Source organism: Streptomyces sp. NPDC058284 (assembly GCF_042881135.1).
Taxonomy (GTDB): Bacteria; Actinomycetota; Actinomycetes; order Streptomycetales; family Streptomycetaceae; genus Streptomyces.
This window is the reverse complement of the sequence record NZ_JBHVYE010000018.1, coordinates 135,637-152,588: the sequence shown is the minus strand read 5'-3', so window position 1 is coordinate 152,588 and position 16,952 is coordinate 135,637. Positions and strand designations below refer to the sequence as shown.

Sequence of the window (16,952 nt, the reverse complement as noted above, 5' to 3'; positions counted from 1 at the left end):
GGAACTCCGCAAAGGGGCGCGGGGAACTGCGCGACCAGCCACAACCGGCCCGCAGTTCCCCGACAACCACTGAATCCCTTACGGCACCGCGCCTAGCGGCCCGCGGCGTTGACCTTGTGCAGCGCCTTGGCGAGCCCGTTCGCCCAGAGCTGCTCCACCTGCCCCCGCTCCGCGGCATCCGGCTGCGAGTTCGTGCAGGAAGGACCGGGCCCGCCCCCGGACATCAACTGGCTGCAAGGCCCGTCGTACGTGTCCGGCAGCCCCAGCACGTGCCCGGTCTCATGCGCCGTGACACGGGTCGAGTCGTACTCCTGGTTCTGCGCGTAGTCCAGGAAGATGTAGCCGCTGCCGTGCCCGTCCGTGCTCGCGTACGAGCCGCGCGGGTCGTTGCCCTCGCGGTACTCGAAGCTCGCGCCGGAACTGCCCTCCTGCAGCTTCACGTTGGAGACGGCGCTGTTCCATATGGACGTGGAGCCGGCTATCTGCTGGGCGAAGGTGGGCGCGCCGGACGCGTCGTAGACGACGGTCACGGACTTCGCGCCGGGGTTGGCCGCCCGCTTCTCGGCGACCGCCTTCACGACGGCCTCGAAGAACGCCTTGTTGGCCTTGGCCTCCGCGGCCGAGCCCTGGTACCGGCCGGCGTACGAGGAGGTGACGGCCGCGGACGAGGCGGCATCGTGCGTGGCGGTCGAGGCCGACGCCGAGGTCGCGCCGAGGCCGGTGACGGCGAGGCCGAGGACGGCCGCGACAGAGAGGTAACGCTTGTTCATGTGTGGGGGGCTCCCTACTCGTTCCACGACCGCGTGGGGCAGTCGATGAAAGGTGAACGGTTCGGTAGCTGCGAGTGTCGGGGAGCGTGGGGCGCGTGGGAATGATGGCAACTCGCGATAGCTCCGGGCTATCACCCGGACCCGGCCCGCCCAGAACGGCCGGTTCTCATGGGGTTTGAGCGTCTGGTGCGGCGGCCGTACCGGCTCTACGCTCACGGCCATGGAGCTCGACGTCAGGCACCTCCGCGCGCTGTGCGCCATCGCCGACACCGGCAGCCTGCACAAGGCGGCGCGCCAGCTCGGCATGAGCCAGCCGTCCTTGACGACCCAGCTGCGACGCATCGAGCACGCGCTCGGCGGCCAGCTCTTCTCCCGCGAGCGCACCGGCTGCCGCCCCACCCAGCTGGGCCGGGTCGTCCTCAGCCGCGCCCGCCCCCTCGTCACGGAGATGCGCGCCCTGGTCGCCGAGACGAGGGCCGCCGCCGCCCGCACCGCGGACGGGCCGCAACTGCGCATCGGCTCCACCGCGAGCCGCGCCATACCGGGCTGGCTGCGCAGGCTGCGCGCACGGCTGCCCGGGACGGAGATGTCGCTCCAGATGGACGTCTCCGCGAACGCGCTGCTCCGCATGGTGGCGACCGGCCAGCTGGACATCGCCTTCGTGCACGAGGTGGAGGGCTGCCCGCTGCGCATGCCCGAAGCGCTGCGAAGACGCGTCCTGCTCGACCGGGAGCCGCAGTTCGTCTCCCTCGCCGCCGACCACCCGGCGGCGGACCGCCCTGTCGTCCGCCTCTCCGACCTCGCGGACGACCGCTGGATGGTGGACCCCACGGTCGACGGCGAGTGGGACGGCCTGCGCCGAGTCCTGACCGCGGCCGGTCTCAACCCCCGTGTCCTGCACGGCGATTACCTCACCGCGGCCTCCCTCGTCGCCACCGGCGAGGTCGTCGCGCTCTGCCAGCCCACGTCGCGTGGCAGGCCCGACATGGCCGTACGCCCCTTGTACGGCGACCCCCTCGGCGTACGCCTCATGCTGGTGGCCCGCGAGGAGGACGAGCTCGACGCGGTGTACGGCGAGCTGGAGGCCGCCTATTGGGAGGCCGCGCGCCAGGCGACCGCCTACACGGAGTGGCTGCTGCGGACCGGCGACGCGCGGGGGAGCACCGGCGGGACGTTGGTCCCGGCCAGCCGGTGACGTTCGGCGCGCCCCTCGCTCACCCCCTCCCACCTGCCCTTTTGCCCGTTTTACGGCGCTGGGTCACACCCTGCGGCCACTTGTTACATTTCCTACGGATGACGCACACATGGCGCCCGTAACTTCATGTCTGTCGCCACCGCAAAGGGGCACGAAAACGGACAGCTCGTTCAGCAGCCACGAGGGAAGTCACACCATGCGCGCCACCCGCCGTACGTTCCGTACCGCCGCCATCGCCACCGGAGCCATCGCCGCGCTCGCCGTCCCGGCCACGGCCGCGTTCGCCGCGGACGCGCCGTCGACGCCACAGGACCGGCAGACCGCGCAGACCGCGCAGGACGACCGGACCGACAAGGACCAGAGCCGCGACCAGAGCCGGGACCAGAGCCGGGACCAGGACAAGACCGCCCCCGACGACGGGACGAAGCCGGACGAGACCGGCAAGGACAAGGGCACGGACCCGGACAAGGGCACCGACAAGGGCACCGACAAGGGCACGGACAAGGACAAGGACCCGGTCGTCGGCGGCTGGGAATCCAAGGGGACGAAGGACCTCGGCAAGGGCTGGACCGCCAAGGTCGACGTCAACGCCTCCGCCCGTACCGCCAAGGCGACGATCAGCAAGAACGGCGCCGCCAAGGGCTCCCTCACCGCGTACGACAAGTCGGCGACGACCAAGATCGACGGCAACACCTTCACCCTCACGCCCGGCGGCGCCGTCACCATGCAGGCCGGGCCGACCCCGCCGAAGCCGGAGCCCAAGCCGAAGCCGAAGCCGAAGCCGGACAACAAGCGAGTCTTCGTCCGTGAGTACAAGAACCTCGGCGGCAGCGGATTCGACGCCAAGGTCTACAAGGTCAGGAGCGGCTACGAGGCCGACATGATCGCCAAGGCCCCCGACAGCGGCAGCGAGACCGTCTGGGACACCCTGAAGCAGACCGGCGACAAGCCGGCGTACGGCCAGCACAACGGCGCGCACTTCGTCCTCAACCCCGACGGCACGATGAAGGGCTGGATGGAGGGCAAGACCGACAACAACAACAGCACGCACCACCACAAGAACAACGGCACCAAGCCGCAGCCCCGGTACGACTCGAACCACCAGGTCGTCCCGAAGGGCGGCGTGAAGGCCGGCGCCGACGGCGTCACGCCGACCGCCACCGACGCGCCCCTGATCGCCGCGGGCGGCGGCATGGCGGCCCTCGGCGCGGCAGGCCTCGGCTTCGCGATGTACCGCCGCAAGCAGAACGACTGACAGCCGTACGTGTAGGGGGCGCCCCGCAGCACCATGCGGGGCGCCCCCTACGGCTGCGTACGGTCAGACCCCGATGTCGCGGCCGTCCTCGCGCCACACCGCGACGACCGACGGACGGACGATCTTCCCGGGACCGTCGGGCCAGGCGCTCGCCGGCTTCTCCACCGACGCCCCGTCGACCTCGCCGGGGTGCTGCACGGAGACGAGCACCCGCCGGCCCTGGACGAGCGGTCCGCAGGTCTCCGCACCCGTCGGCATGGTCAGGAACTGCTTGAGCTCACCGCGCCGCTCCCCGCGCGTGGCGACGCCGAACAGGCCGTCGTGCGAACCGAGTTGGTTGCCGTCGGTGGAGATCCACAGATTCCCGTGCGGGTCGAAGGCGACGTTGTCTGGGCAGGAGATCGGCGAGACCCGGTCCTTGGGGAAGCCCGCGAAGTACGTCGCGGGGTCGTCCGGGTCGCCCGCGACGAGGAAGAGCGACCAGCCGAAGGTGGTGGCGTCCGCGCGGCCCCGGCGCTCGGTCAGCTCCAGGATCTGCCCGTGCTTGTTGAGGTTGCGCGGGTTGGCCTCGTCGACACCGGCCTTGCCCGCCTTGCCCCGGTCGGAGTTGTTCGTCAGGGCGACGTAGACCTTGCCGGTGTGCGGCGACGGCTCGATGTCCTCGGGCCGGTCCATCTTCGTGGCGCCGACCTTGTCACCGGCAAGACGCGTGAAGACGTACACCTCCTCGGCGCTCATGCCCTCGACGTGGCTGACGGCCTTGCCGCCGGGCCCGGCGGTGGCGAGCGGAATCCACGTGCCGCTCCCGTCGAACTCGCCGTCGGCGGGGAGCGTGCCCTTGCCGTCGATCTCTCCGGCCGGGGAGTCACCGGTCAGCCTGGCGACGTAGAGGGTGCCCTCGTCGAGCAGGCTCAGGTTGTGCTCGTGGGCGGCGCGCGACGTGCCCTTGGCGACGCGCTTGCTGCTCACGAACTTGTAGAAGTAGTCGAACTTCTCGTCGTCACCCATGTAGACGACCGGGCGGCCGTCGTGCGTGAGGCGCGGCTGCGCGGCCTCGTGCTTGAAGCGGCCGAGCGCGGTGCGCTTGCGCGGGATCGAGTCCGGGTCGTACGGGTCGAGTTCGACGACCCAGCCGAAGCGGTTGGCCTCGTTGGGCTCCTGCGCCAGGTCGAAACGGCGGTCGAACCGCTCCCACTTCCGCTCGGAGGCGGCGCCGGTGACGCCGTACCGCTTGAGGCGCGCGGCGGTCGTCGGGTCGGTGACCTTCGCGGCGTTGGCGAAGTACTGGTTGAAGTTCTCCTCGCCGTGCAGGGTCGTGCCCCAGGGGGTGGTGCCGCCCGAGCAGTTGTTGAGGGTGCCGAGGACGGTGGTGCCGCGGGGGTCGGCCTCGGTGCGCAGGAGCTCGCTGCCTGCGGCGGGCCCGGAGAGGCGGAACCGGCTGGTGGCGGTGAGCCGCCGGTTGAGGTGGTGGCGGGGGACCGCGCGCAGCTTCCCGCTCCGCCTCTCCCCCTCGACCACGACGACCGACAGGCCGTGGGCGGCCCACGCGATCTCGACCTGCTCGCGGGTCGGGTTCTCGGGGTCGTACCCCTCGAACATCAGGATCTCGTCGGTGTACTCGTGGTTGGCGACGAGAAGCTGACGCCCGTGGTCGTGCTGGTGCTGGTGTCCCAGTGGGAGCAGGCTCAGGAAGTCGTTGTTGTACCCGAACTGTCCGGCCTGGGCCTTGGCCGTCTGCTTCTGCGCGTCGAAGGCGGGCGCGCCGCGCAGGATGGGCTCACCCCAGCGGATGACGAGGTTCTGCTCGTACCCGGCGGGGATCGTGACGGTGTCGGCGGTGTTGGGGGCGACAGGCGTGAACCTGAGCCCGCGCGCCCCCTTGCTGCCGTGTCCACCGGTACGTTCCGTGGGTACGGCGGCGACGGCCTCCGGGGCGCCCGGACCGGCTATGACGGCACCGCCCGCGGCGGCGGCGACCGTCACGACGGCGGCGGCACGCATCATCGAACGGCGGCTGAGCGCACCGGCGATGACGTCGCCGACGTACGCGTTCTCGCTGGTGTTGGGCACCTCGCCGAAGCACGCGTCACCGCAACGGAACCGGCAGGTCAGGGCGGAACGGCCACCGCTCCCCTGATGCGAGCTGATGATCGGCAGCAGTGTGCGCACGGGTCCTCCGTCGTTGTGGCATGCCTCGGTACGTGGCTCTGTACGTGGCTTGATTCCGCCGTGAGGCTAGGCGCGGGTTCCGGCAGGGCGGCGGCCTACGGGTGAACGGAGGGTGAATCCGTGACGCCTGGGGCGGAGTTGCCGCGGGGCCGGAGCCGGGCAGGCGACGGAACTGGAAGGCGGGCCGGGCGCGTGTTCCGGGGCGAAGCCCTGGCGGCGGTCCGGGCGGGTGGTTCGCGCGGGTGACGGAGGGCGCGACCCTGCCCAAGATCACGTACGGCGGCGGCTAACCTTACGTGTCCGCCCTGGCCAGGGATTATCGGAATCAACTCACGCGAAGGGTTGCGCACATGGGCATTCTGAACCGCCTGCGGAACGCGTTCGGACGATCACGCAAGGAGAGCGTTCCGGAGGCTCGGGAGCCTGAGCGTGCGACTGCGCCGGAGCGGGAGGGGTCGACGCTCCCGGACTCGACCTCCCCGAACTCGACGTCCCCGGACTCTGTGCCCTCGGGTTCGACGCCGCCGGGATCGACGTCTCCGGAATCGACGTCTCCGGAATCGGTGACGCTCCCCTCCCCCTCGTCCGAGCCGACCCCGGACCCCCCGCGCAAGGCCTCCGTCCCCTCCCCGAGCCAGGAGCCGACACCTTCGGCCCTGGACGACCTGGTGGCAGCGGCCTTCGACAACGTCACGGTCCCGTCCCCGTCCCCGGAACGGAACCCGTCCCCGGAACGGGAAGCGGAGGCGGAAACCGAGCCCATGCCCGAGCCGAAGCCCGAGGTAACGGCCGAGGCCGACGCCCCCACCACTCCCGAGCCGAAGGCTGACGCCGCTCCCGCTCCCGCTCCCGCTGTGGGCAAACGTCCCGCCGGGCGGGACGGGTGGGCACAGCCCCCGGTGCCGGGCAACGATGAAGACGGCACCCGTGAGCCCGAGCCGAAGGCTGAGCAGACCCCTGAGGCCGACCCCGAGCCGCAGGCTGAGGTCCCCGCCGAGGCCGGCCCCGAGCCGAAGGCTGACGTAAGCGAGACCGAGGCCCCCACCAGCCCCGAGCCGAAGGCTGAGGCACCCGCCAAGGCCGACGCCCGCACCGCGCCCGAGCCGCAGGCTGAGGTGACCCCCGAGGCCGGCCCCGAGCCGAAGGCTGACGTAAGCGAGACCAAGGCCCCCACCAGCCCCGAGCCGAAGGCCCCCGCGGCAAAGCCCGCCACCCCCGCCACCCGCATCCGCACAACCGCCCCCACCCTCGCCCCCGCCTACAAGGCCGCCGCCGCCACCCTCAAGAAGCGCGGCCTCACAGGAACCCGAGCCCAGGTCTACCTGGTCCTAGACCGCTCAGGATCCATGCGCCCGTACTACAAGGACGGCTCCGCCCAGAGCCTCGGCGAGCAGGTCCTCGCCCTCGCCGCGCACACGGACCCCGACGCCACCGTCCACGTCGTCTTCTTCTCGACCGACATCGACGCCACCGGCCCCCTCACCCTCTCCGAGTACGAGGGCCGCATCGACGAGCTGCACGCGGCAGCAGGACGCCTCGGCCGTACCAGCTACCACCGCGCGATCGAAGAGGTCGTGGCGCAGCACGAGAAGTCGGACCACGCGGGCGAACCCGCCCTGGTGATCTTCCAGACGGACGGCGCCCCGGACGCGAAGGGACCGGCGACCCAGGCCCTGAAGGAGGCCGCCGCGCACCCCCTCTTCTTCCAGTTCGTCGCGTTCGGCGAGCACGAGAACAAGGCCTTCGACTACCTCCGCAAGCTGAAGGCGGACAACGCGGCCTTCTTCCACGCGGGCCCGGCCCCGCGCGAGCTCACGGACAAGGAGCTGTACGAGGGCATCCTGTCGGCCTACCCCGAGTGGCTGTCCCGCCGCACACCCTGACCGTCACCGTCGGCCAGGGCGTCAACTCCCCTCCCCCCAAGGTGTTGCCACACACCGGCACACCAGGGGGGCCGCCGGGAGAACACCCTCAGGACCACCCAACGCGTCACCCTCACCCTGAAACCGCGCGGCCGGAGCGTCGGGGACGTAGCCATCGGCGACTGGGAGGAGTGACCGGGGGCCAGGGCGGGGCCGGGGCAGGTCCACGCCGGGGGCCGTAACCGATGTGAGTCGATCTTCTTCCGGCCGTTAGGATTTCGACCATGGCGGCCACTGGATCCGAGAAGCAGGGAGCGGGCGAGAACGCGAAGGCGTTCTACGTCTCGACCCCCATCTACTACGTTAACGACGCTCCTCACCTGGGCCACGCCTACACGACCGTTGCAGGGGACGTGCTCACGCGCTGGCACCGTCAGCGCGGCGAGAAGGTGTGGTACCTCACCGGCACGGACGAGCACGGTCAGAAGATCATGCGCACGGCCGAGGCGAACGACGTCACGCCCCAGGAGTGGTGCGACAAGCTCGTCACCGAGGCCTGGAAGCCCCTCTGGGAGCACCTGAACATCGCGAACGACGATTTCATCCGTACGACGGAGAAGCGTCACACCGACCGCGTGCAGGAGTTCGTCCAGGATCTCTACGACAAGGGCGAGATCTACAAGGGCGGCTACGAGGGCCCGTACTGCGTGGGCTGCGAGGAGTACAAGCTCCCCGGCGACCTGATCGAGGGCGAGGGCGAGTTCTCCGGACAGAAGCTCTGCCCCATCCACAAGAAGCCGGTGGAACTCCTCAAGGAGGAGAACTACTTCTTCAAGCTCAGCGAGTACGGCGACAGGCTGCTGGCCCTGTACGAGGAGAACCCGGGCTTCATCCAGCCGGAGTCGGCGCGCAACGAGGTGGTGAACTTCGTACGCCAGGGCCTCCAGGACCTGTCCATCTCCCGGTCGACGTTCGACTGGGGTGTGAAGGTCCCCTGGGACGACAAGCACGTCATCTACGTCTGGGTCGACGCGCTCCTGAACTACGCGACGGCGGTCGGCTACGGCGCGAACGAGGAGAAGTTCACCTCGACCTTCCCCGCGAACGTGCACCTTGTCGGCAAGGACATCCTCCGCTTCCACGCGGTGATCTGGCCCGCGATGCTGCTCGCGCAGGGCCTGCCGGTGCCCGGCAGGATCGCGGCCAACGGCTGGCTGATGGTCGGCGGCGAGAAGATGTCGAAGTCGAACCTGACGGGCATCAAGCCGCAGGACCTGACCTCGCACTTCGGTGTGGACGCGTACCGCTGGTACTTCCTGCGGGCGATCGCGTTCGGCAGTGACGGCTCGTTCTCGTGGGAGGACTTCACGGCCCGCTACACGAGCGAGCTGGCGAACGACTACGGCAACCTCGCGTCCCGTGTCGCGGCGATGGTCGGCAAGTACTTCGGCGGCGAGCTGCCCGAGGCGACGGCGTCCGGCGACGCCGAGCAGGCGGTCAAGGACGGCCTCGCCAAGGCCGTCGCGACCGCCGACCGCGCGATCGGCGAGGAGCTGGACTTCCAGGGCGGCATCCTGGCGATCTTCGACTTCGTGAAGCAGGTCAACGGCTACATCACGGAGCAGGAGCCGTGGAAGGTCGCGAAGGACGACAGCCCGGAGGGCAAGGCCCGCCTGGCGACGATCCTCTACACGGCGGCCGAGTCGCTGCGTGCCGTCGCGGTCCTCCTCAACCCGATCATGCCGGACACCTCCCAGAAGCTCTGGGACTCCCTCGGCGCGGAACCCCTCCTGGGCGCCCTCGCCGACCAGGAGCTCGGCGCGGCCGGCACGTGGGGCACGCTCCCCGCGGGCGCGACGGTGACGAAGGGCGCGGTGCTGTTCCCGCGCCTGGAGGAGAAGCCTGCCGCGTAACGGTCCGTGACGTCTCGCGGAAAAGTCCCGCCACGGCCCCGCTGAACCGGGGGTAGTGGCGGGACTTTCCCTTGTCCGGAGTCAGGCGCCGTCGTCCTCGAACAGCTCGGCGGCTTCGGTCACCTCGTAGGACCGGTCGAGCCACACCGCGAGACGATTCAGGTCGCCACAGGCCCGCACCCGCTCCCGGTCGGCCTCGGAAAGCTCGATGCCACGCCAGTCAAGCGTGCGCAGGATGACCCGCCCCCGCTCCTCGGCCCGCGCCTCGTCGCGGCCTTCATCACGACCTTCTTCCCGCACCTTCTCGGCGACCTCGTGCCGGAAGAAGTAGTTGGTCGTCGTCATCAGGTCCCTCCAGATTTTCCGTGCCTGGGGGTCGACCAGGCCTGACTCGGTGAGCTGGGCGAACACCGCCGCGCTGTCGGGGTCCATGGTTTCCAGACCGGCGGCCAGTGCTACCAGTATGGCGGCGCTGTCCGGCCCCTTTCCATGCGTAATCGCCGAAAACACCGCGAGCGGGACGTCTCTCACGACCTCCTTCTCATCCGCGATCACTGGCACGCTGTCCGGACCCAGGACGAGGGGGCGCAGAGTCAGTGTGGGCCAACCCGGCAGTCCGAACTGGATGGGCTTGGCGGCCCAGCGGGCCGTCGACGAACACTGCGTCAGGACGATCAGCACCGGTTCACAGCGGTACTTCTCGTAGAGGTACGAGAGGTAGTACGCCCAGCTGCCGCGCTTCGCCTCGTCCTTCTTGCCCTGCGACTCGATGACAAACAGATAGTTGCCGTCGTCGGTGTCCACCCGTAGCAGAGTGTCGCACCGTCGCTCGATGGGTTCGATCTCGGTGAGGTCTGCGTTGAGAATCGCGATGTCCCGGGGCTCCGGGAACGGGATGTGGAGCAGGCGCTGAAAGGAACGGATCAGCAGAGCCGTGTCCTTCTGGAAGATCCGGTGCAGTGCCTCGTGTGACGAGCTGACCATCGGTTCTCCTTTCTGTTCGGCATGATCAACGAGCTATGCCGCATTTAGTTCGCACCAGACGTGCTTGCCGGGTTCCGGGGCCCCCGGGTACCAGCCCCAGCCGTCGGCACAGGCCCGCACGAGGTCGAGCCCGCGCCCCCGCTCGGCCCCCGCGTCGGCGATGCGTGGAGGCGGCGCGGGTGGCGTCGGATCCGCGTCCCACGCCCCGATCCGCAGCACCCCGTCGCCACACCGGACGCGGAGGGCGGCGGGCCCCTTGGTGAGTGTGACCATTCGGGTCATCCCGTTCGATCTGGACGGGTTCGCCGGGTCTAGCAGCGCGATGGTGTACGCAGGGGGCCCGGTTTCCCGGCTGGATACCGTCGTACGGGATGCTCCGCACGGCACCGGCTTCCTGGACTCCCAAGCCCAACTCGACCGCTTCCGCACACTTTTCCGTAGGGTGGAGGAGCTGGCGCTCGATCCCGAGCGGTCAAGGGATTTCATCCACAAGTTGGTGAAGGAACTGTGAGGCCCGCCATGACCACCTCCCTGCATTGGCAGAAGTCCACCTTCTCGGGAGGCGGTGACGGCAACGCTTGCGTCGAACTGGCGAGCACCGGCAACCACATCCGCCTCCGCGAAAGTGACGAGCCTGGCGTCGAACTGGCAACTGCTCCCGCATCCTTGGCCCGCCTCCTGCGTGCCATCAAGCAGGGCGAACGATGAGCGCCACCGTCTAGCAGAAGTCGTCCTTCTCCGGTGGAGGCGACGGCAACACATGCGTGGAACTGGCCACCAGCGGCGGCCCCATACGTCTCCGCGAAAGCGACGCACCCACCACCGAACTCACCACCACTTCTGCCACCCTGTCGAACCTCATACGCACCCTCAAGGCCATCGGCGAGGGGTGAACCCCACCGACCAGGGCCCGGGACTGCGCGAACGTTTCATCCGCACTCGAAAGAGTGATCACCCTCGTGAGTCCGCACTTCCAGCCGCCGGGGCGCCTACGTTCCTCACATGGTCACATCGCAACACGAGGCCTCGCACAGGATCTTCCAGGACCGCCCCGAGCTCCTGCCGCCGGTATTCCGGCTCCTGGGCGTCGCGCTCCCCGAGAATCCGACCGTCGAGGTGATCACGCCGGACGTCACCGAGACCCGGCCCATCGAGCGCCGCGTCGACACCCTGCTCCGGATCAGCGCGCCGAACGGCCGCGCGTTCCTACTGGTCGTGGAGGCTCAGCGCCGCCGGGACCCGGAGAAGGCGCTGAGCTGGGGGTACTACCTGTCGTACCTCTACTCGAAGTACCACATCCCCGCCCTGCTCCTGGTCGTCTGCCAGGACAAGGCCACGTCGACCTGGGCACTGGGCCCCTTCCGGATCGGAGTGGAGGGCTGGACCGCCCTGAGCGTGCATCCCCTGGTCCTCGGCCCCGACAACGTACCGCTGATCATCGACCCCGAAGAGGCCGCCCAGGACCTGCCCTTCGCCGCTTTGTCCGCGTTTACGCATGCGCGTAGCCCGGAGCACAAGGCCATACTGGAGGCGCTGGTCACCGCCCTGGGATCGACCGGCGACCGAAAGACGTTCGACCACTACTGGCAATTGCTGGACGTAGGCCTGGGCGACACCACGGCCCGAGCCGCCTGGAAGGACTTGGTGAAGATGGCTGCGGATATCTACTTCCCCGGACAGGGCACCCTCGCCGAGGAAAAGTACCTTGAGGGTCAGACCGAGGCGATCCTCCGCTTCCTGGAGGCCCGTGGCGTCCCCATCTCCCACACCGCCCGCGAACGCATCGCAGCCTGCACCGACCTCCCCACCGTCGACCGCTGGCTCACCCGCGCCGTCACAGCAACCACCGCAGACGACCTGTTCAGCGACACGGAGCACCCTCAGGAGCAGGGCGAGTAAGCCCGGACGGACGACCACGTACGGGGCCGGGCCGGGGCCTCACGCCCCGTACGTACCCACCAGCCGGGCCAACTGCCGGCCCGCCGCCCGCAACGGCTCCTCGCTGCGGGCGACCTGTGCCGTCACCTCCGCGCCCTCCAGCGCGCTGATCACCGTCGTCGCCACCTCCCGCGCATCGGCCGGGCCGAAGCCCGACGCGAGCAGCTTCTCCTCGACGATGCCCTCCCAGCCGCGCAGCGCCCGCGCGCACACCCGCTGGATCTCGGAATCCGTGCCCAGCGTCTCCAGCGCGGCGGCCGTGACGGGGCACCCGTCGGTCCAGCCCGACTCCCGCAGCGCGACGGCGAGTTCAGCCGCGCAGCCCTCGATCGCCGCCCCCGGGTCCGTCTCCCGCGCCAGCGCGTCCCGCAGCAGCGCCGCGAACTCCTCGTCGCTGTACTTGATCGCGGCCACCGCCACGGCCTCCTTCCCGCCAGGGAAGAAGTGGTAGACGGAGCCGAGCGTGGCCTCCGCCTCCTTGGCGATCTGCTTGATGCCGGTGCCCACATACCCCTGGCGCTGGATGAGGCGTGCGGAGACGGCGACGATCCGGTCGCGGGTGCCGAGCACCGCGCCGGGCTCTGAGGTCTTCTGGGCCATGCCTCCCACTCTACCCAGCCAGTAGCTAGAGCGTTCGTTCTAGCGGCATGCTACGTTCGTGCCACGCGCTAAATAGAGCGATCGTTTTAGTGACCTGGCGACCCAACCCACTGGAGTTCCGCATGCCTTCCGCACCGCAGCCCGCAGCCGCACCCACCCCGGCCCCCACCTCCGTCACCGTCATCGGCCTCGGCCCCATGGGCCAGGCCATGGCCGCCGCCTACCTCGACCGCGGCTACGACGTCACCCTCTGGAACCGCACCCCGTCCCGCGCGGACGCCCTCGTGGAGCGCGGCGCGCACCTCGCCGGGAGCGTCGAGAAGGCCCTGCTCGCCAATGAGCTGGTCGTTCTCAGCCTCACCGACTTCGACGCGATGTACGCGATCCTGGAGCCCGCCAGGACCGCCGTCGCGGGCCGCACCCTCGTGAACCTCAGCTCGGACACCCCGGAGAAGGCACGGGCCGGCGCCCGCTGGGTGACCGACCTCGGCGGGACGCACCTGACCGGCGGCGTCCTCTGCCCGCCGCCCCTCATCGGCACCCCGGACACCTCGACGTTCTACAGCGGCCCGCGCGAGGCGTACGACACGCACCGCGCCGCCCTCGAAGTGATCACGGGGAAGTCCGACTACCGGGGCGAGGACCAGGGGCTCGCCGCGCTCATGTACCAGCTGAACATGACGATCTTCTGGCCCGCGATGATCGCGTTCTGGCAGACCGCCGCCATGGCCGGAGCGCACGGCCTCACGGCCCGGGAGATCGCGCCGTACGTCACGGAGAACTTCGCCGGCATGGGCCACTTCGTCGACTTCTACGCGTCCCGCATCGACGCGGACAACCACGCGGGCGACGTCGACCGCACCGCGATGGGCCTGGCCAGCATGGAGCACGTCGTCCACACCGCGTCCGACGCCGGGGTGGACACGGCGTTCCCGCTGGCGGTCCACGACGTCTTCCGAAGGCTGGTGGAGGCGGGCCACGGCGCGGACAGCTTCTCGCGGGCCGTGGAGCTCATGAGGGGTCCCTCCGCCTGAGAACAGCCGGCCTTTGCGGGCCGCGTTCCAGGTCTGACCCCGCGCTCTCCTTGCGAACGCTGTACGCAGCAGGAAACCTTGTGCGCAAGCCGCGTACGTCGTGCGCTACCGTAGGAATCGCCCTGATGGACCGCACGGACCGCGGACCGCACCGACCGCCCGAGGAGCCCGCATGCCCGCCGCCGAGAAGCCGATCGCCTCCGTGTGGACCCGGCCCCGCAAACAGCGCGAACAGCTCAGCCGGGAGCAGATCGTGGCCGAGGCCGTCCGCCTGCTGGACTCGGACGGGCTCGAAGCGCTCAGCATGCGCAAGCTCGGCACCCGGCTCGACGCCGGCGCCACCTCGCTCTACCGGCACGTCGCCAACAAGGACGAGCTGATCGAGCTGGTCGTCGACGAGGTCTACGGCGAGTTGGCCGTCCCCACCGCGGAGGGCGCCGCCGACTGGCGCGATGCCGCCGTGCGCAGCGCGTACAGCCTGCGAGCGATGATTCTGCGCCACCCCTGGGTCGCCTCCGTGCTCGGTCAGGTCGGCCTCATCCACCTCGGGCCCAACGTGACGAAGATGTCGGAGCGCATGGCCGCCGTGTACCGGGCGGCCGGATTCCCCGCGGACGAAACCGAACTGGCCCTGAGCGCCGTCATCTCCTACGTCATCGGAATGGCCACCAGCGAGGCCGCGTACCTCTCGCTGATCGCCCGAAGCGGCAGGTCCGAACGGGAGTTCGCGGAGAGTCTGCGGGGCGGGGAGGAGGCCGGGAAGCGCGGGGCGCACGCCGGTGACCCGGCGCGGGAGCGCGAGGAGACCTTCGACTACGGGCTCCAGCGCGTACTGGACGGTCTGCAAACCCGGCTCGGCGAGACTGCCCACTGAGACGGTTGCCACACATCACGGTGAGCTAAGTCATGCGGAGAGACGGCTTGAATTGACGCCGCCTTCACACCCGCCTACGTAAGCTTCACGACATGGCCACGACTCCCTCCCCCGACCGGCGACGCACCGCCGACGAGGTCAATGAGGAAATCCGTGCGCTATGGCTGCGCGCGGGTGGACGCCTCCGCCCCGACGAACGCCTCGTGTACGAGGAGTTGGTCACCGAGTGGGCAGAGGCAGAAGCGAACTCCTCCCCCACACAGTCGGTATAGCCCTAAGGGCCCCAGGGGCGCGGGGAACTGCGCTGCACGCTCAGCCACAACGCACGAACACCAGACGACGAACCAGAAAAGGCCCCGGAACCAAAGGTTCCGGGGCCTTTCACGCGACGTCACCCCGCCGCCGGGGAAACCGCTACCGCTACTGCGCCGCGGGCTTCGGCGCCGCAGGCTTGCGCACCGAGATGTTCAACTCCCGCAGCCGCGCCTCGTCAAGCACCGTCGGCGCGCCCATCATCAGGTCCTGCGCGTTGCCGTTCAGCGGGAACGCGATCGTCTCGCGGATGTTCGGCTCGTCGGCGAGGAGCATCACGATGCGGTCGACACCGGGGGCGATGCCACCGTGCGGCGGAGCGCCGAGGCGGAACGCGCGCAGCATGCCCGCGAACTCCTGCTCGACCGTCTCCGCGTCGTAGCCCGCGATCTCGAAGGCCTTCAGCATGACCTCGGGCTCGTGGTTGCGGATGGCGCCGGAGGACAGCTCGATGCCGTTGCAGACGATGTCGTACTGCCAGGCGAGGATGTCCAGCGGGTCCTTCTCCTCCAGGTCCTTCATGCCGCCCTGCGGCATCGAGAAGGGGTTGTGGGAGAAGTCGACGCGGCCCGTCTCCTCGTCCTTCTCGTACATCGGGAAGTCGACGATCCAGCAGAACCGGAAGACGCCTTCCTCGAAGTGGCCCGCACGCTTCGCGGCCTCGACGCGCACCGCGCTCATGATCTTCGAGACCTCGTCGAACTCGCCCGCGCCGAAGAACACCGCGTGGCCGGGGGCCAGCGACAGCCGCTTCGTCAGCTCCTCGACGTTCGTCTCCGTCAGGAACTTCGCGATCGGGCCCGTCAGCGAACCGTCCTCGGCGACGCGCACCCAGGCCAGGCCCTTCGCGCCCTGCTCGACCGCGTAGCCACCGAGGCCGTCGAAGAACTTGCGGGACTGCGACGCCGTGTCCGGCACCGGAAGCGCGCGCACATGCTTGCCGGCGAAGGCCTTGAACTCCGAGCCCTCGAAGATGTCCGTGATGTCGTGCAGTTCGAGCTTCGCGCGCAGGTCCGGCTTGTCGTTGCCGTACTTCAGCATCGACTCGCGGAACGGGATGCGCGGGAAGGGGGAGGTCACCTCGCGGCCACCGCCGAACTCCGTGAACAGCTCCGTCATCAGCTTCTCGATGGGCTGGAAGACGTCTTCCTGCTCCACGAAGCTCATCTCGACGTCGAGCTGGTAGAACTCGCCCGGCGAGCGGTCCGCGCGCGCGTCCTCGTCGCGGAAGCACGGCGCGATCTGGAAGTACCGGTCGAAGCCCGAGATCATGAGCAGCTGCTTGAACTGCTGCGGAGCCTGCGGAAGGGCGTAGAACTTGCCCGGGTTCAGGCGGGAGGGGACGACGAAGTCGCGGGCGCCCTCGGGGGAGGTCGCCGTGAGGATCGGCGTCGCCATCTCGTTGAAGCCGAGGGCCACCATCTTCGAGCGGATCGAAGCGATCACGGCGCTGCGCAGCATGATGTTGCGGTGCATGCGCTCGCGGCGCAGGTCGAGGAAGCGGTACTCCAGGCGCCGCTCCTCGTTCACCCCGTCCTCGGCGTTGATCGTGAAGGGCAGCGGGCCCGCCTCGCCGAGCACCTCCACCTCGGCGGCCTCGATCTCGACCTCGCCGGTGGGCAGCTCCGGGTTCACGTTCTCCGCGCCGCGCGAGACGACCTTGCCGTCGACGCGGACGACCGTCTCCTTGGACAGCTTGTCCAGGACCTCGGCGGCCTTGGTGCCCGGGCGGGCCACCAGCTGCGTGATGCCGTAGTGATCGCGGAGATCGATGAAGAGAATGCCGCCCAGGTCTCGGCGATTGTGCAGCCAGCCGCTCAGCCGGACGTCGGTGCCGACGTCAGAGGCGCGGAGCTCGCCGCAGGTGTGGGACCTGTACCGATGCATCGTCGTTCATCCAGTCTTCGCGAATAGGGGAGAGAGCAGACCTCACAAGGCTACCGTCCGGGCGAAGATCGGTTTCCGGATATCCGCGGCGGTGCCCCTTGCGGGGGCCGGGGCCGACGGTGCTCAGTGGCGGCGGCCCCCTACATCTTCCTAAAGTGG

At 69.5% G+C, this 16,952-nt stretch carries 15 protein-coding genes and 1 pseudogene; 11 read left to right on the top strand and 5 right to left on the bottom strand.

Features of this window, described 5'->3' with window-relative positions; all coding sequences use genetic code 11:
• Window positions 1–92: 92 nt before the first annotated feature.
• Window positions 93–770, bottom strand: coding sequence for a snapalysin (gene snpA / locus ACFVYR_RS24690; protein WP_384252242.1), 678 nt, complete (start codon window positions 768–770; stop codon window positions 93–95).
• A gap of 220 nt (window positions 771–990) precedes the next feature.
• On the opposite strand from snpA, the gene ACFVYR_RS24685 reads away from it, so the two are divergent.
• Window positions 991–1,965: a LysR family transcriptional regulator gene (locus ACFVYR_RS24685; RefSeq protein ID WP_384252244.1), complete on the top strand. Its 975-nt coding sequence runs from the start codon at window positions 991–993 to the stop codon at window positions 1,963–1,965.
• 196 nt (window positions 1,966–2,161) lie between these two features.
• The gene (locus tag ACFVYR_RS24680; RefSeq protein ID WP_384252246.1) at window positions 2,162–3,220 is read left to right on the top strand and encodes a hypothetical protein; all 1,059 of its coding nucleotides are present in this window, start codon (window positions 2,162–2,164) and stop codon (window positions 3,218–3,220) included.
• Window positions 3,221–3,283: 63 nt separating this feature from the next.
• Here ACFVYR_RS24680 and ACFVYR_RS24675 read toward each other — a convergent pair whose 3' ends face one another.
• On the bottom strand, window positions 3,284–5,389 hold the full coding sequence (locus tag ACFVYR_RS24675) for a PhoX family protein (protein ID WP_384252248.1): 2,106 nt from the start codon (window positions 5,387–5,389) through the stop codon (window positions 3,284–3,286).
• A gap of 563 nt (window positions 5,390–5,952) precedes the next feature.
• Here ACFVYR_RS24675 and ACFVYR_RS24670 point away from each other — a divergent pair.
• On the top strand, window positions 5,953–7,272 hold the full coding sequence (locus ACFVYR_RS24670; RefSeq protein WP_384252250.1) for a VWA domain-containing protein: 1,320 nt from the start codon (window positions 5,953–5,955) through the stop codon (window positions 7,270–7,272).
• Between the two features lie 263 nt (window positions 7,273–7,535).
• Window positions 7,536–9,164: a methionine--tRNA ligase gene (metG, locus tag ACFVYR_RS24665; RefSeq protein ID WP_384252252.1), complete on the top strand. Its 1,629-nt coding sequence runs from the start codon at window positions 7,536–7,538 to the stop codon at window positions 9,162–9,164.
• 81 nt (window positions 9,165–9,245) lie between these two features.
• On the opposite strand, the gene ACFVYR_RS24660 is transcribed toward metG, so the two are convergent.
• A complete protein-coding gene (locus ACFVYR_RS24660) occupies window positions 9,246–10,148 on the bottom strand; it encodes a hypothetical protein (RefSeq protein ID WP_384252256.1) in 903 nt (300 codons plus the stop codon).
• A 265-nt stretch (window positions 10,149–10,413) separates the two neighbouring features.
• On the opposite strand from ACFVYR_RS24660, the gene ACFVYR_RS24655 reads away from it, so the two are divergent.
• The 4 genes and pseudogenes from ACFVYR_RS24655 (at window position 10,414) to ACFVYR_RS24640 (ending at window position 12,047) form a co-directional block, all read left to right on the top strand.
• The gene (locus ACFVYR_RS24655; protein WP_384252258.1) at window positions 10,414–10,659 is read left to right on the top strand and encodes a Scr1 family TA system antitoxin-like transcriptional regulator; all 246 of its coding nucleotides are present in this window, start codon (window positions 10,414–10,416) and stop codon (window positions 10,657–10,659) included.
• Window positions 10,660–10,667: 8 nt separating this feature from the next.
• The gene (locus ACFVYR_RS24650) at window positions 10,668–10,856 is read left to right on the top strand and encodes a DUF397 domain-containing protein (RefSeq protein ID WP_384252261.1); all 189 of its coding nucleotides are present in this window, start codon (window positions 10,668–10,670) and stop codon (window positions 10,854–10,856) included.
• A gap of 26 nt (window positions 10,857–10,882) precedes the next feature.
• A pseudogene (locus ACFVYR_RS24645) lies at window positions 10,883–11,041 on the top strand (DUF397 domain-containing protein); the annotation flags it as partial.
• 109 nt (window positions 11,042–11,150) lie between these two features.
• Window positions 11,151–12,047, top strand: a complete 897-nt coding sequence (locus tag ACFVYR_RS24640) for a hypothetical protein (RefSeq protein ID WP_384252263.1) — start codon at window positions 11,151–11,153, stop codon at window positions 12,045–12,047.
• Window positions 12,048–12,086: 39 nt separating this feature from the next.
• On the opposite strand, the gene ACFVYR_RS24635 is transcribed toward ACFVYR_RS24640, so the two are convergent.
• The gene (locus tag ACFVYR_RS24635) at window positions 12,087–12,686 is read right to left on the bottom strand and encodes a TetR/AcrR family transcriptional regulator (protein ID WP_384252265.1); all 600 of its coding nucleotides are present in this window, start codon (window positions 12,684–12,686) and stop codon (window positions 12,087–12,089) included.
• Between the two features lie 122 nt (window positions 12,687–12,808).
• Between ACFVYR_RS24635 and ACFVYR_RS24630 the strand changes: the two genes are divergently transcribed.
• From ACFVYR_RS24630 to ACFVYR_RS24620, 3 genes are all read left to right on the top strand, one after another.
• Window positions 12,809–13,720, top strand: coding sequence for an NAD(P)-dependent oxidoreductase (locus ACFVYR_RS24630; protein WP_384252268.1), 912 nt, complete (start codon window positions 12,809–12,811; stop codon window positions 13,718–13,720).
• 172 nt (window positions 13,721–13,892) lie between these two features.
• Window positions 13,893–14,594, top strand: a complete 702-nt coding sequence (locus ACFVYR_RS24625) for a TetR/AcrR family transcriptional regulator (RefSeq protein ID WP_384252270.1) — start codon at window positions 13,893–13,895, stop codon at window positions 14,592–14,594.
• Window positions 14,595–14,686: 92 nt separating this feature from the next.
• Window positions 14,687–14,866, top strand: a complete 180-nt coding sequence (locus tag ACFVYR_RS24620; protein WP_384252272.1) for a hypothetical protein — start codon at window positions 14,687–14,689, stop codon at window positions 14,864–14,866.
• A 148-nt stretch (window positions 14,867–15,014) separates the two neighbouring features.
• On the opposite strand, the gene aspS is transcribed toward ACFVYR_RS24620, so the two are convergent.
• Window positions 15,015–16,793: an aspartate--tRNA ligase gene (aspS, locus tag ACFVYR_RS24615; protein ID WP_384252275.1), complete on the bottom strand. Its 1,779-nt coding sequence runs from the start codon at window positions 16,791–16,793 to the stop codon at window positions 15,015–15,017.
• Between the last annotated feature and the right edge of the window lie 159 nt (window positions 16,794–16,952).

Coding starts and splice junctions, on each gene's coding strand:
- ACFVYR_RS24620 (WP_384252272.1), top strand. CDS start 14,687: ATGGCCACGACTCCCTCCCCCGACCGGCGACGCACCGCCGACGAGGTC.
- ACFVYR_RS24660 (WP_384252256.1), bottom strand. CDS start 10,148: ATGGTCAGCTCGTCACACGAGGCACTGCACCGGATCTTCCAGAAGGAC.
- ACFVYR_RS24650 (WP_384252261.1), top strand. CDS start 10,668: ATGACCACCTCCCTGCATTGGCAGAAGTCCACCTTCTCGGGAGGCGGT.
- ACFVYR_RS24630 (WP_384252268.1), top strand. CDS start 12,809: ATGCCTTCCGCACCGCAGCCCGCAGCCGCACCCACCCCGGCCCCCACC.
- ACFVYR_RS24685 (WP_384252244.1), top strand. CDS start 991: ATGGAGCTCGACGTCAGGCACCTCCGCGCGCTGTGCGCCATCGCCGAC.
- metG (WP_384252252.1), top strand. CDS start 7,536: ATGGCGGCCACTGGATCCGAGAAGCAGGGAGCGGGCGAGAACGCGAAG.
- ACFVYR_RS24625 (WP_384252270.1), top strand. CDS start 13,893: ATGCCCGCCGCCGAGAAGCCGATCGCCTCCGTGTGGACCCGGCCCCGC.
- ACFVYR_RS24680 (WP_384252246.1), top strand. CDS start 2,162: ATGCGCGCCACCCGCCGTACGTTCCGTACCGCCGCCATCGCCACCGGA.
- snpA (WP_384252242.1), bottom strand. CDS start 770: ATGAACAAGCGTTACCTCTCTGTCGCGGCCGTCCTCGGCCTCGCCGTC.
- ACFVYR_RS24640 (WP_384252263.1), top strand. CDS start 11,151: ATGGTCACATCGCAACACGAGGCCTCGCACAGGATCTTCCAGGACCGC.
- ACFVYR_RS24635 (WP_384252265.1), bottom strand. CDS start 12,686: ATGGCCCAGAAGACCTCAGAGCCCGGCGCGGTGCTCGGCACCCGCGAC.
- aspS (WP_384252275.1), bottom strand. CDS start 16,793: ATGCATCGGTACAGGTCCCACACCTGCGGCGAGCTCCGCGCCTCTGAC.